The organism is Psychrobacillus sp. MER TA 171, from assembly GCF_023713305.1.
Lineage (GTDB): Bacteria > Bacillota > Bacilli > Bacillales_A > Planococcaceae > Psychrobacillus.
The window spans coordinates 1-13,640 of the sequence record NZ_JAMAWN010000032.1 but is presented as its reverse complement, the minus strand read 5'-3'; the positions used below and the strand labels follow the sequence as shown (position 1 = coordinate 13,640).

Annotated in this window: 12 protein-coding genes; 6 read left to right on the top strand and 6 right to left on the bottom strand. The window is 36.6% G+C overall.

Translation table 11 applies throughout. The features are described 5' to 3' along the window. Nucleotides 1–399 precede the first annotated feature (399 nt). Nucleotides 400–960 (top strand): GNAT family N-acetyltransferase, encoded by a 561-nt coding sequence (locus M3627_RS19030; RefSeq protein WP_251557042.1) that lies wholly within the window; start codon nt 400–402, stop codon nt 958–960. Nucleotides 961–1,017: 57 nt separating this feature from the next. Here the strand turns inward: M3627_RS19030 and M3627_RS19025 are convergent, their stop codons facing one another. The 3 genes from M3627_RS19025 to M3627_RS19015 form a co-directional block, all read right to left on the bottom strand. Beyond that, entirely contained in the window at nt 1,018–1,965 is a 948-nt protein-coding gene (locus M3627_RS19025) for an ATP-grasp domain-containing protein (protein WP_251557041.1), read from the bottom strand. Between the two features lie 266 nt (nt 1,966–2,231). Further along, complete coding sequence (locus tag M3627_RS19020; RefSeq protein WP_251557039.1) at nt 2,232–3,827, bottom strand: catalase; 1,596 nt, start codon at nt 3,825–3,827, stop codon at nt 2,232–2,234. An 87-nt stretch (nt 3,828–3,914) separates the two neighbouring features. Then, a complete protein-coding gene (locus M3627_RS19015) occupies nt 3,915–4,469 on the bottom strand; it encodes a hypothetical protein (protein WP_251557037.1) in 555 nt (184 codons plus the stop codon). A gap of 401 nt (nt 4,470–4,870) precedes the next feature. Between M3627_RS19015 and M3627_RS19010 the strand changes: the two genes are divergently transcribed. From M3627_RS19010 to M3627_RS18995, 4 genes are all read left to right on the top strand, one after another. Beyond that, the gene (locus tag M3627_RS19010) at nt 4,871–5,128 is read left to right on the top strand and encodes a hypothetical protein (protein ID WP_169360507.1); all 258 of its coding nucleotides are present in this window, start codon (nt 4,871–4,873) and stop codon (nt 5,126–5,128) included. Nucleotides 5,129–5,155: 27 nt separating this feature from the next. Next, nucleotides 5,156–5,899: a gluconate 2-dehydrogenase subunit 3 family protein gene (locus tag M3627_RS19005; RefSeq protein WP_169360508.1), complete on the top strand. Its 744-nt coding sequence runs from the start codon at nt 5,156–5,158 to the stop codon at nt 5,897–5,899. A gap of 29 nt (nt 5,900–5,928) precedes the next feature. Further along, the gene (locus tag M3627_RS19000; protein ID WP_169360509.1) at nt 5,929–7,671 is read left to right on the top strand and encodes a GMC family oxidoreductase; all 1,743 of its coding nucleotides are present in this window, start codon (nt 5,929–5,931) and stop codon (nt 7,669–7,671) included. 111 nt (nt 7,672–7,782) lie between these two features. Further along, complete coding sequence (locus tag M3627_RS18995) at nt 7,783–7,983, top strand: twin-arginine translocase TatA/TatE family subunit (RefSeq protein ID WP_169360510.1); 201 nt, start codon at nt 7,783–7,785, stop codon at nt 7,981–7,983. A 171-nt stretch (nt 7,984–8,154) separates the two neighbouring features. On the opposite strand, the gene M3627_RS18990 is transcribed toward M3627_RS18995, so the two are convergent. Beyond that, a complete protein-coding gene (locus M3627_RS18990; protein WP_169360511.1) occupies nt 8,155–8,766 on the bottom strand; it encodes a TetR/AcrR family transcriptional regulator C-terminal domain-containing protein in 612 nt (203 codons plus the stop codon). A 229-nt stretch (nt 8,767–8,995) separates the two neighbouring features. Between M3627_RS18990 and M3627_RS18985 the strand changes: the two genes are divergently transcribed. Next, nucleotides 8,996–9,769, top strand: a complete 774-nt coding sequence (locus tag M3627_RS18985; protein ID WP_169360533.1) for a DUF817 family protein — start codon at nt 8,996–8,998, stop codon at nt 9,767–9,769. 160 nt (nt 9,770–9,929) lie between these two features. Here the strand turns inward: M3627_RS18985 and M3627_RS18980 are convergent, their stop codons facing one another. Both M3627_RS18980 and M3627_RS18975 read right to left on the bottom strand, forming a co-directional pair. Continuing rightward, nucleotides 9,930–11,540, bottom strand: a complete 1,611-nt coding sequence (locus tag M3627_RS18980; RefSeq protein ID WP_169360512.1) for a glycosyltransferase family 4 protein — start codon at nt 11,538–11,540, stop codon at nt 9,930–9,932. A 180-nt stretch (nt 11,541–11,720) separates the two neighbouring features. Beyond that, a complete protein-coding gene (locus tag M3627_RS18975) occupies nt 11,721–13,109 on the bottom strand; it encodes a protoporphyrinogen oxidase (protein ID WP_169360513.1) in 1,389 nt (462 codons plus the stop codon). Nucleotides 13,110–13,640: the final 531 nt, after the last annotated feature.

Genomic DNA, 13,640 nt, shown 5'->3' with positions numbered 1-13,640 from the left:
CAAAGAAATCTTAAAGCATAGAGTAGAATTGATTTCTGCCCCAGCCGGACGCTTTCCTCGGGGTGAGCGATAAGCCATCACCCATCGCTTACGCGCGTGGTTGTGATGTCTTATCTGTCTCACTCATCCCGTAGGAGTCGCCGTCTGGCGCTCCGATCAATAAATGGAACAGCTTTAGCATCGATTAATCGCTAAAAATTTACTAGCATAAACAAAGCTTCAAAATGGTCACCAACCCCAATTTCATCATCTATTTATATTTAACAGACATTTGAAAGTACCTTTGTTTATGTTTACAGTCACTTTAAAAAAGAAATGTTAGTCAAAATAAACCCATATCTTTAACAAAGCTAAATAAATTATAATGGAAAGAACTAACCAAAAGGAGGATATTATGGAATGGAAATTCAAACGATTTACGGAGACTTGCCACAATTGGAAACTGAAAGACTCATACTGCGGAAAATTACGCTAGGTGATGCAGAGGATATGTATACATATGGATCCAATCCAGAAGTATCTAAGTATGTTACTTGGGATCAGCATAATACAATAGAGGACACGAAGGAATTCATTCATTTTATCCTAAAGCAGTACGAGAAAAAAGATATCGCACCGTGGGGGATTGAATATAAGGAAACAGGTCAGTTTATCGGAACTATCGACTTCGTCCAATGGCAAATTAAACATGATAGTGCTGAAATCGGATACGTTCTTTCTCCTGATTACTGGGGACAAGGGTTAACTACTGAGGCTGCCGAAGCATTAATCCATTTTGGCTTTAACCACATGGACTTAATACGCATACAGGCTAGATGCTTTGTCGAGAATGTCGGCTCCTCGCGTGTAATGGAAAAAGTGGGGATGTCCTATGAGGGTACTATGAGAAAAGGGATGAAAGTAAAAGGGAAACATGTAGATTTAAAAATTTACTCTATTTTAAAAGAGGATTTCTCTTAAAATATCACATAACTATTAAAGGAGAGGCATGAATTTCTCATGTCCCTCCTTTGTTTATTAATTAAATGCTTTTAAGCTTTCTAGTGTTGCTCCTAGAAACTTAGCAAGCTCTAGCATGCCATATTTTCCAGCCTTTTCCTCAGCGTCCGCATTGTAATTCGTATTCGTGTTTACATCATAGGTGTAGACTTCACCATTACTATCTCGTATGAATTCAATACCTGCAACATCTATTTTGTTTTTTTGAAGGAAGGCTTCATATTTTGCAATCCATCCTTCCTCTAAATCCTCTTGGATCTCAAACTTTGGTTTAACAGTTGGCTCCTCTCCCACTGGACAGAAGGCATCGCCAATTTGACACGAGTCAGCCGGGCAGAGTTCAAATCCCTCAGAGGTATCCACTCTAACAGCATATAAGTACTTTCCTCCGACAAACTCTGCTCTTGTAATATACGATTCTGGAGATTGAATATACTCTTGAATTAATGTAATGCCATCCACGGGTTCATCAAACATTGGGCCATAAATATATTCCTTTAATGCATCGACTGTTTGGAATAATTGAACCCCTAGTCCTTTCCCTGCTCTATTATGTTTAGTTATAAAAGGGACAACCCCTAATTTTTCCGCAGCAGAAACGATGTGTTCCTTACCAACGGCAGCTATTGTTTTAGGTGTTCGAATACCGCTTGCTTCTAATGCTGCATACTGATTGATTTTACTCAGTTCCAAGCTTAATGCTTTTGTTCCATTAAATACCGTTCTTCCATGATGCTCCAACCATGTAAGCATGCCTCCAGCCAGCTCTGGTGCATACCTATGCCCCCTAGTATGAGAAGATGCGCTCATGCGGTTATAAAATACACCACTTGGTGGTTCGACCGTTAAGTCTACAATTCCTTGGTCTAAATGCCAACTTTCATAAGGCAGATTAAGTTCCTCTAATCTTTTAGTTAAATGAATTGTCCACTCATCATTTTCATGAATAATATAAATTTTTGACATATCCTACATCTCCTCATCATTAAAGTCTGTTCATGGTTAAGAAAAACAAGACTATTATATTATTCATTAGTATATAGGAACTCTATTCCCCAGTAAAACAATAGGTTTTAAAAGTAAGAAAAATAAGAAAAGCTCTCTGAATTTTTAAATCCTTAGACCTTGTTATTTCCTCTCGTAGCTCTATAGTTACCAATTGAGACAAAATAAAAACGTGAAATCAAGGTGCGGTTTCACGTTTGTTTATATTAGAGTATTAATTTTTTATATTAATAAGGATCGGCTTCATGACTATTTTCTACCGCTTGCTGTGGAGCTTTTTCTCCATTTACGTCTCCAAGTGGATGCTGACTAGAGCCACCTTTAGGTGCATTTTTTAAGCCTTCCTTAAGGAGTCTTCCGTACTCTTCATCCGCTTCCTCTGCTAGAGCAATCATCTTATCCTGAATTCTTGGGTCACACTTAGAGAGATCATTCACTAGGTTAGACAGTAGCTCTGTTTTCTCCCACTGTTCAAAATTACGATAGGTTTCCCCTGCTTGCTTCGTATTACTTTGGCGGTCTATCGATTCTCTAACTAAGTTTCCTTTAATCATTGGGGTGTATTCCTTGCCAGTTTGTTCAGCCTCATGTAATCCATCTAAAATAGATGGCTCGTAGTTAATATGAGGGTTTTGAAAAGGGCCTCTATCTAATCGGTATGCCATTTGGCCACCTGTTTGATTGGTTGCCACACGCTTTTTCGGTGCATTAATAGGCAGCTGTAAATAATTAGCTCCTACTCGATGACGCTGAGTATCAGAATAGGAGAAGGTCCGTCCCTGAAGCATTTTATCATCTGAGAAATCTAGTCCATCTACTAATACCCCTGTACCAAATGCAGCTTGCTCCACTTCCATAAAATAGTCCTGAGGATTACGGTTTAACACCATTTTTCCAACTGGCATCCATGGAAATTGATCATTCGGCCATAACTTTGTATCGTCTAACGGATCGAAATCTAACTCAGGGTGTTCACCATCACTCATAATTTGAACGTTTAACTCCCACTCAGGAAAATCTCCCTTTTCAATAGCATCATATAAGTCTTGAGTAGCATGATTGAAATTCTTCGCTTGAATTTCTTCAGCTTCTGATTGAGTTAAATTACGAATTCCTTGTTTAGGCTCCCAATGATACTTGATCAGGACTCCATCACCATCTTTATTTACCCATTTATACGTATTTACTCCTGAGCCTTGCATCATGCGATAATTCGCTGGAATTCCCCAAGGTGAATAAATGAAGGTAACCATATGAAAGGATTCCGGAGAGCTTGCACAAAAATCAAAGAATCGTTCTGCATCTTGAATATTTGTAACAGGATCTGGCTTAAATGCATGAATCATATCAGGAAATTTCATCGCATCACGAATAAAGAAAATCTTTAAGTTGTTTCCTACTAAGTCCCAGTTGCCATCCTCCGTATAAAATTTCACAGCAAATCCTCTAGGATCACGTAGCGTTTCAGGTGAATGTCCTCCATGAATAACGGAAGAAAAACGAGCAAAAACCGGTGTTCTTTTTCCTTTTTCCTGGAATAGCTTAGCCCTAGTATATTTCGATATACTTTCATTTCCAACTGCTCCGTACGCTTCAAAATACCCATGTGCTCCAGCTCCGCGTGCATGAACTACACGTTCTGGAATCCGCTCTCTGTCAAAATGACTTATTTTTTCGATGAAGTCATAATTTTCAAGCGTTGCTGGACCACGGTTACCAACTGTTCTGATATTTTGATTGTTTGTAATTGGATGTCCCTGTCTATTTGTCAGCGTATCCTCAGTCTCACGATTAGTCTCATTGTTAGAATGATCTTTTTCCAATTTTTATCCTCCTAGCTTTAACTTTACTTCTATTCCATTCTGTCCAAATGTATAAGTAAATATTCCAGCATAGGAAAAAGGAAGTAGTTATAAAACGAACTCTTTTCCTATTAAAATAATCGATTCTTCCACTAAAAAGTGCATTAGCTTACCTTCATAAATTAGTTCGATGTCTGGATATTCAGCAAAGTGATGTGGCTGAACATGAGATGGTTTGGCTATATCTATAGTTGCCTCGTTCAATATAGTAGCAACAAACTGAGAACAAAAGAAGGCATTCTCCCTTTGAATATTTAACTGAAGAGCAATTCCAAACAAACCAAGCAAGTTATATTTATACTTCTTTTGCTCTGCTTTAAAAGTAAGCACCTTGTCACGCATCCGATCATATTCATCCAAAGATACTTTGTATTTTAAAATGGAACAATTAGCATGATACAGTAATCCACCACGAGCATCTTCCTGCACAAATCCTCCGTTAATAGGATTGTATCGTTGCTTTCTTCCAAAGCTATATACTTCATTCAATTCCTCATCAAAAGCAATCGATGCATGATTTTTACTTTTCCCTGTATACATTCCTATCAACCTAGAAAACCAGGTGCCTGTGTCACTTAATACAATATAAACCGCCTTTTCCATCTTCCCACCCCACGAACAATACTTCTTTATTTCTTTATCATCTCTTAAAGAGAAAACTCTATGAAGAGACTGCAGATGGAAAGCCACTAAGACCTAAGACGTATTCTTTTAAATAATCATCGTTGATTATTCTTTTTTCATTTCATATCACCTATGGGCACTGCAGATAGTTTCAACCATTTAAGAAAATTTGTTCGTATCTAGTAGGAAAAATTTTATTTATGAAACTAACTTAATTATTTAGCAAAAATGGACACTTTCAATGAATATGTTGTGTGAGTAGTCGATTGTCCCTTTATTAATGATTGAAGATAATACTTTTAACTGATAAAATTCTTTCGTTACATAGTTCTACAGAAATAGCATCTTAAGAAAATTTCAACTTATAAAGGAGGATAATAATGTCTAATTATAATAGAGAAGAACTAGTGTTATTGAATCAAATATTGCTTGCTCTCTTTCTAGTAGCGGATTTTGCACTTTTTCTTCATTTCTCTCACAGTTCTTTCCCTTGGTTTGCATTACTTGGTGCAGGCATTGGTTTAGCTATTATTGTTCTTTGCTGGGCAGAAAAAGTACAGATTTATTTCATTGCCAGTTTGCTAGTTTTTACAGGCTTCTTTTTACTAATATACAATTGGCATTCTTTATTCCATTAAGCAAATCATAATAGGAGGTTTACCAAAATGTCAGAACAAGAAAATAAACAAACTTTTTTAGATAAACGTTCTTCGAGACGTAAATTTATTAAAAACTCCGGGCTTACTGTCGGAGGTATCGTACTAGGTGGAGCGCTTGGAAGCCTAGTAGCCGGAAAGTCAGAAAATACTCAAACTGCTGTAGACGCTACTCATAAGGCCGTAGACTATAGTGAGACTCGTCAGTTTTTTGTTCGTCAAAAGGACTTTGATGCATTAGCTGCTGCCACTGAGCTAATCTATCCAGAGGATGAGCATGGTCCAGGAGCTATTGCTTTAGGAGTACCATATTTTATCGACAAGGCATTAGCTAGCCCATGGGGAACTAATGCGGATGATTACCGCAAGGGACCATTTAAGGCTGGTGAGATTCCTTTGGACAACAGTGAAATTTTACTTCAAGGTGTCCGTAAGCTAAACGAGGTTTCTGAGAAACAGCACGATGGAACTTTATTTAAAGATTTATCAGAGGAACAACAAATTGCGATTTTAACTGCATTCCAAATGGGTGAGGTAGAAATGCAATTCATGAACTCTGCAGTATTCTTCACTAATTTAAGAACTCTAACACTTCAAGGGTGCTTTGCTGACCCACTATATGGTGGAAACAAAGACATGGCTGGCTGGAAGATGAAAGAATTCCCTGGAGCTCAAATGTCTTACACTGCCTATTTAGATGAAGAAGAATTCGTTTCAATAGCACCTGTTAGTCTAGGTGGACATCAACACTAAGCAATTTAAAAATGGAGGTTACTAAGGTTATGGTTACAAAATTACCAAAAGTAGACGTTGTAACAACTGGTATGGGTTGGACTGGCGGAATAGTTGCTGCTGAGCTGACTAAAGCTGGTTATCAAGTAGTTGGTCTTGAACGTGGAGTTGAAAGATCTATTGAAGATTATCTTCATGGACACGATGAGCTAAAATACAATGTACGTAAAGAACTAATGCAAAAACTAAATAAAGATACAATTACTTTCAGAAACACATTAAATGATGAGGCAACTCCAGTCCGCAGTGAAAATGCGCTAGTTGTAGGTACAGGTACTGGCGGCGGCGGTGCTCACTGGGGCGGTCAAACGTATCGTTACTTCCCATATGACTTTGAAATTCGCAGTAAGACAATTGAAAAGTACGGCGAAGGTAAAATCGGGAAAGATGTAACTATCCAAGATTGGGGTCTTACTTACGATGAAATAGAGCCATACTACTCTAAGTTTGAACAAATGGCTGGTATTTCTGGGGAAGTGGATCCTATGGCAGGTCCACGATCTATTGACTACCCTACTCCACCTTTAAAGAAACTCAAACAAATGAAAATGTTCCATGAAGCAGCAGAAAAGCTTGGTTGCCATCCGTTTGTAGTTCCTACTGCAAATGTATCAGAAACATATGTAAATCCAGATGGAGAACAACTAAACGCTTGTCAATATTGCGCATTCTGTGGTAACTATGGTTGTGAATACGGGGCTAAAGCAGATCCGATTGTAACGGTTATCCCAACCGCTAAGAAGACAGGTAACTTTGAATTACGCACTCATTCTTTAGTTACTCGTGTACTATATGAAAATGGAAAAGCAACAGGCGTGTTGTACAAAGATATTAGAACTGGTGAAGTATTTGAGCAACCAGCTGATATCGTTGCTTTAACAAGCTATACATTTAATAATGTTCGTCTACTTCTTTTATCTGGAATAGGACAACCTTATAATCCTAAAACAGGTACTGGAGTAATCGGAAAAAACTATACAGATCATCATACAATTACCGGAGCAATTGGTTACTTTGAAGAAGAGAAATTCAATAGTTTCATTGGAACAGGTTCATTAGGTTCAGCATTTAATGATTTCAATGCCGATAACTTTGACCATAGTGATGTCGATTTTATCCATGGTGGTCAAGTAGAGATGCACTTATTTGGAAACGAACCAATTGCGAACAATCCAGCTCCTTTTGGAACACCAACTTGGGGTAAAGAATTCAAGAAAAACTCATTACATTACTACCATAGAAATGTATCGGTTGTTTCACAAAGAGCTATTTTACCGCATAAGGAACATTATTTAGACTTAGATCCTGTATATAAAGATGATAATGGAGATCCATTGATCCGTGTTACATTCGACTATACAGCAGAAGACCACAAGCGTAACGAATTCCTTGTAGAAAAATGTGCTGAGGTAGTAAAAGAAATGGGTGCTGATATAATAGACGTTATCCCAATGGCAGAACATTTCGGTGGCAGATTCACATTCCAGCATGATGCTGGTGGAGCAATTATGGGTGAGAATCCAGAAACGTCTGCAGTAAATAATTATCTTCAAATGTGGGATGCAGAAAATCTATTTGTATGTGGAGCATCTGCTTTCCCTCACTTTGGACCTACTAATCCAACACCAACTGCTGCTGCCCTTACGTATAGAGCAACAGAAGGTATGATAAAGTATCTGAAAAACGGTGGCGGACAATTAGTTTCTGCGAAAAAAGAAAAAGAATTAGTGTAATCTCTATATAGATTAGTCAACGAATCTAAGCTAGGAAAGACCATTTTTCTGTAATGATATGTTATAGTAAACGTGCACCGTCATTCAAATTACAGACAAGGAGGAAACAATATGCCAAATATAGGTATCCCGGGTCTAATACTAGTTTTAATTATTGCTCTAGTAATCTTTGGTCCTTCCAAACTACCTCAACTAGGTAAAGCGGTTGGTCAAACCTTAAAAGAATTTAAAACTTCTACGAGAGATATTATCAATGATGAAGAAAAAGATGATAAAAAACTTGTGGACTCTGAAAAAGAAAAGCAAATATAATATATATTTCCAAGAAAGTGGGCTAGTAGCAGTAAATACTGGTCCACTCTTTTTGTAAGATTTATTAAGTATGAAGTTAAAAACCAATAAAAAAAGGCACTTTCTGTTCAAGGAGAACAGAAGTGCTTTTTCTTATAAATTGCCTATGGGAAGTTTTGTTTTCCTAGCATCTCAATTTCTATTAGAAGGTTTCTCTAGTTTAAAGGCACTTTCTGAAGTTTTAAAGATTTGTAAAAGTGTATCTGCAATTTCTTCTGGCGTTTCTATACAGCCCTCTTGTAGCCATTCTATAATCACTCCGTATGACCCATACATTTTATAAGTATTGAAGTGTTTAATCCCAATGACCTCATTAGACTCATCTAGATAGGTTATTCCGTAGAATATTTCCTTGAATTTATTTAAAAAGCACTCTTGAAATCCAGGGATTGAATCTTTTACATATAAAAGACCATAAACGCTTCTATGATCATATAAATGTTTGAAGAAAGCATTTGATGTAGAAATAATTTTGTGATAATCTACAACAGCAGTTCCTAAGAACGGGCTGTGAAAAGCATATTCTAAATCCTTTAAAGTTTCTAGCACTAGCTCCTCCGCAAGATCCTCTTTATCCTTATAATATATATAAAACGTACTTCGATTGTAGTCTGCTCTTTCTACTACATCCGTAATGGTAACGTTTTTATAGCCTTTTTCTTTCACTAATTCTATAAAATGAGACTTGAATATTTTCTTTGTCCTTCTCACTCTTCTATCAACCGAACTATTTTCAGCGCTCACATACATTCTCCTTTGTTAAAATTACCCCTTATTACGGACATTTAATATATCTCTGATTCACGAGAATATTATATCCTATTAAGCGTCATTAAGGTAGGAATATTTTCTAAATATTTCTCGAAAGCGTTAGTCCTTATAGACTATCAAAGTTCAGAAACTTCTTCTTTTTTTATTCGTCCCCTTTTATATGTGTTTGTTTAAACCAAAAAAGACCATCAGTTAGGAGGTAATCCATGACGTGAAGAACTTTATATATTTTGGTTATCTACAAGCCATTTCATGCCTATTTCCTGTAATTATTTTTGGAGCTCTAGCGCTCTCCAAGATATTTTCTATACCGTATTTGCCTCGCTATGATTTCATACTCATTATTTGTATTATTGGCCAGGTCTTTATGCTAGCATCTAAATTAGAAACTTGGGATGAATTTAAGGTCATTTGTCTATTTCATGTTATTGGCTTAGCATTAGAACTTTTTAAAGTTCATATGGGTTCATGGGCTTATCCAGAGGATGCACACAGTAAAATTTTTGGTGTCCCGCTTTACAGCGGATTTATGTATGCAAGTGTAGCAAGCTACATTTGTCAGGCATGGCGAAGATTTGACCTTCATATTTATCGATGGCCAGCTTCCATCTTTGCAGTGCTGATAGGCGCTTTAATTTATTTGAACTTTTTTATACATCATTACTTTTACGATATACGTTGGATTTTAAAGGCCCTATTATTCCTCATATTCTTTCGGACTGTCGTCAGTTTTCGTGTAAATGAAAAGGTATATAAAATGCCTATTATTCTATCGTTCTTGTTAATTGGTTTCTTTATTTGGGTTGCTGAGAACATAACTACTTTTTTAGGTGCTTGGCAATATCCTAACCAAGAGCAAGTATGGTCCATCGTTCATATTGGAAAGATTAGTTCTTGGTTTCTTCTCGTAATTATCAGCATAATAATAGTAGTCCAGCTAAAAAGAGTGAAGAATGGCACAGAAGTTGTACGTTAAATCTATTTTCTCTAAATCAATATTGACCTCTGTAAATCCGAGGGTGATTATGAAAAATCACAATCATCCTCGTTTTTTAATCTTTTATTTTGGGCACTTCAGTTAAGAATAAATGTTTAGAAGATGTAAGAAGATTAGTTTAAATAAATTAGTTTATATCCTATATAATTTTCTTCATATATTCCTCTATTTGATCTACTACATGCTCGTATCGAAAGCTTAATGCAGTTTGCCTTCCATTTTCGCCTAACATTTTCCTTAGTTCCATATCATTCAGAAGCTTCTCCAAATGCCCTGATAATTGATGAGTATCTCCAGGATCCGCCAGTAAGCAATTATAGCCATCAATCACAAACTCCCTTACTCCTCCACAATCTGTTGTTACTACAGGCAACCCACAAGCCATTGCTTCTAAAGGAGGCATTCCAAAGCCTTCGTAAAGCGAGGTAAATAAAAAGAGATCAGCTTCTTGGTAGCTTTGCACTAAAACGTCTTGAGGGGGATGGACAATTAATTCCATAGGAAAATTCGTAGTGTAACCAGGATGCGATTGACACACCCATTTCACCTTAAACTTATAACCCTTAATCCATAATAAATTCAAAGTAATCATAGCATCCCCAAATGCTTTAAATTCATGACTTGGGTTGCCCACCAGTAGAATAGTTGGTATTTCACTAACATCTATCTTGCTTATAGGTCTATAAACTTCAGTATCTATCCCATTAGGAATAATCTCGGTATCCAGGCCATATTTAGTTTTCAATATATGAGCGATACAGTTAGATACACTTACAACAGGGATCCCCGTTTTATAATAGTTTTTTAATGTATTCCTTACTTCTTCATAGTTTACTTCAGGAATGTCTCCAAATAATCTTTCATGCCCTTGCTCCCAATAGAAAACTGCAGGCTTTACATCCTTTAGCTCCGCCATTTGGTATACCCAACCTACGACGACTATGTCACACTCTTCTACATAGCTATTTGTCGGTGCACCGTAAGGGATAATAACCTCCTTATCCACTTCAAGATCTGACCAAGAAGGAATGACCTTCTCCTGTTCCAAATTACCTCTTAAAAATGCGGTTATATGGTGCCCTTTTTTGCGAAGCATTTCCATTTGCGATAACAGCATCTTCACTCCTCCGGTTAAGCCCTGGTGAGGTAAAAGGTAGCCAATCTTTAAATGATTTTTTGGAGAAGAAGGCTTCTTCTGAGGGGACGGATATATTTTAAATAAACTTGCCCCGTTATCATGAATTTTTACCTGACTATATCTGAAATCATAATCAATGAAGTCAATGATGTTCCACCGACTTTTATGGGTTTCTAGATCATTCCCTAAGTACTCCCCTTGCACTGCTGGATATAGCGGGGTTGATATAATAATAGATTTATTCGTGATTTTTAATAAGTCGTCTATTAGTTGCAATCCATCTTTTTTATCGAAATGCTCCAGTACATCTATCAATAAGAGAGTATCGTATCTCTTCGTTAAAGTAGGAAGCACCTCGAAAATATTCCCATAATAAATATTATTATATACATAGTCATGTACTGGATTATTATATTCCTTGAAGCCTTCTATACCGTCCATTTGAAGATGCCAGGATTCCTTTTCATACCGTTCATAGGGGATATCAAAAACTTCCCTTAATAATAATCCATATTTTCCAAATCCAACACCTATATCTAAAATTGACCTTGGGGCGTCTTTTACTACTAAGTCTACAATTTCAGGGATTGCTTGATACCAGCTTGTAGGCATAATTTGTGCTCCTTACTGTTTTTTATAACAAACCTAACCTCATACTTTCTATATGTATGATTTATTTGCACTCTTAGTTACTCTTTTTACAATAAAGAACCATTCATTTGAGCAGAAAAACAGAAGAGGACATCCCAAAGAATTTCTTCTTTGGGATGTCCTCTGTAATCTTGTCTTGCATTACTTCATCTTTTCTACAATTTGTTCCGCTGTTTCTTTACCATTTTTGATACAAGGGCCAATTCCTACTCCATAATATGAGCAACCAGCCAATAATACTTGAGGGAATAGCTCCTTCATTTTTTTCTCAAGGGATTTGATCGCTTCTGCATGTTGCAAATGATAATTTGGCATCATATCGTTCCATTTTGTTACCTCTACTACCTGAGGAATACCATCTAGCTTAAGACTATTTCTTATATCCTTCATTGCAACCTCAATTAGTTCTTCCTCAGTCATATGCTTCATCTGTGTAAATTCTGGGTTCGTGCTCTTATAAAACATACGAACCAATAACTTACTATTTTTTGATGTATGCTTCCATTTACGGCTAGTCCATGTACAAGCATTACATTTCACGTCTGAGTTTTCCGATACAATATAACCAGTACCCTCTGCAGGTAGCTGCTCATCAGGTATATCAAAACCAAGATAAATACTGATGAGAGACGAGTTTTTAAGTTTATGGAAATCAGTATCTAATTCCTTATGATTTAATACTTTTTGTGCTACGTCATGCGGTGTTGCTAAAATAACATAATCTGCTTCTACTACTTGATGATCCGATAATGACACATAATACATACTATCCTTTTGCTCTATATTAGTGACATAAGCGCCTTTAATAATAGTAGAGTCTATAAGCTCTTTTTCTATACCGTTAATTAGTGTAGACAAGCCATCCTTAAAGGAAATAAACTTCTTATTAGCAGACTTTTGAAATTGCTCCTTGTTAGCCCCGAGTCCTTTGATAATACTACCGTATTGATTTTTATAATCGACCAAATAGGGCAACGTTGTTTCCATAGTCAGCTTGTCCAAGTCCCCAGAATATACGCCAGAAAGAACAGGAGCAACCTGTTTCTCCACAAGCTCCTCCCCTAAAAAATGCTTTAAAAAAGAGCCAATAGAGCTTTCCTTCGTAAACCCTTCGTTCGGCATATCTAAATCCTTTAAGGCTTCCTCTTTCCCTTCATCTGACACAAGGGTACTACTTTCAAGCGATTCTACACTTGTAGGAATCCCAAACACAGAATCAGCCGGAATGGCATGCAGTTCATTATTCGTATATAAATAAGAAATTCCTGTTGCATTATATACTAGCTCATCCTCTAATCCCAGTTCCTCCACTAAAGGTAATACTGATTCATGACGCGCGACTATAGAATCTGCGCCCACCTCCATAATAAAGTCATCCTTATGTACGGAATGAATCTTGCCTCCTAAGTATTCATTTGATTCGATCAAGGTCATTTCAAATTGTAAGGATTTTTCATTTTTAAGCTGGTGCAAATAATGCATGACTGAAAGTCCCGTTATTCCCCCACCTACGACAACTACCTTTTTCAAAGTAATCACTCCTCCTGTGCTTCATACATACCATGTTATCTTAAGTATAAACATGTATAAAAGGATATAGTATGATTTCTCTCACTCTCCAGGATGATTTTGAAGGAACGTTTACAGGATTGTCAAATTTAATCTAATAGGAGGCAGTCGCTATACATACTTTTTGGTGTTATTTTAAAAAGCTTTGTTAAAGTTATAGGTTGATTTTGACTAACAATTCTTTTTATATATAGACTGTAAACATTATATAAGTGACCTTCAAATGACAAATAAATTATGAAATTGGGGTTGGTGACAGTTTTTCGGCTTTGTTTAAGCGAGTAAATTTATAACCAATTTATCGATGCATCAAAGAGGTTCCTATTTATTGATTGGAGCTCCAGACGGCGACTCCTACGGGATGACATAGCTATCAAGTTAAGAAGTTTATAAAAACCCTCGAGGTTGGTATAGAAAACTAACCAACAGGAGGTGCTTCATATGAAAAGAACTGATTTAGACGAATGGAAACTCTTAATGGAACAATTGTAT

Excerpts from the sequence above, each read along its gene's own strand:
- M3627_RS19030 (WP_251557042.1), top strand. The coding sequence starts at position 400 with ATGGAAATTCAAACGATTTACGGAGACTTGCCACAATTGGAAACTGAA.
- M3627_RS19025 (WP_251557041.1), bottom strand. The coding sequence starts at position 1,965 with ATGTCAAAAATTTATATTATTCATGAAAATGATGAGTGGACAATTCAT.
- M3627_RS19015 (WP_251557037.1), bottom strand. The coding sequence starts at position 4,469 with ATGGAAAAGGCGGTTTATATTGTATTAAGTGACACAGGCACCTGGTTT.
- M3627_RS19010 (WP_169360507.1), top strand. The coding sequence starts at position 4,871 with ATGTCTAATTATAATAGAGAAGAACTAGTGTTATTGAATCAAATATTG.
- M3627_RS19005 (WP_169360508.1), top strand. The coding sequence starts at position 5,156 with ATGTCAGAACAAGAAAATAAACAAACTTTTTTAGATAAACGTTCTTCG.
- M3627_RS19000 (WP_169360509.1), top strand. The coding sequence starts at position 5,929 with ATGGTTACAAAATTACCAAAAGTAGACGTTGTAACAACTGGTATGGGT.
- M3627_RS18995 (WP_169360510.1), top strand. The coding sequence starts at position 7,783 with ATGCCAAATATAGGTATCCCGGGTCTAATACTAGTTTTAATTATTGCT.
- M3627_RS18980 (WP_169360512.1), bottom strand. The coding sequence starts at position 11,540 with ATGCCTACAAGCTGGTATCAAGCAATCCCTGAAATTGTAGACTTAGTA.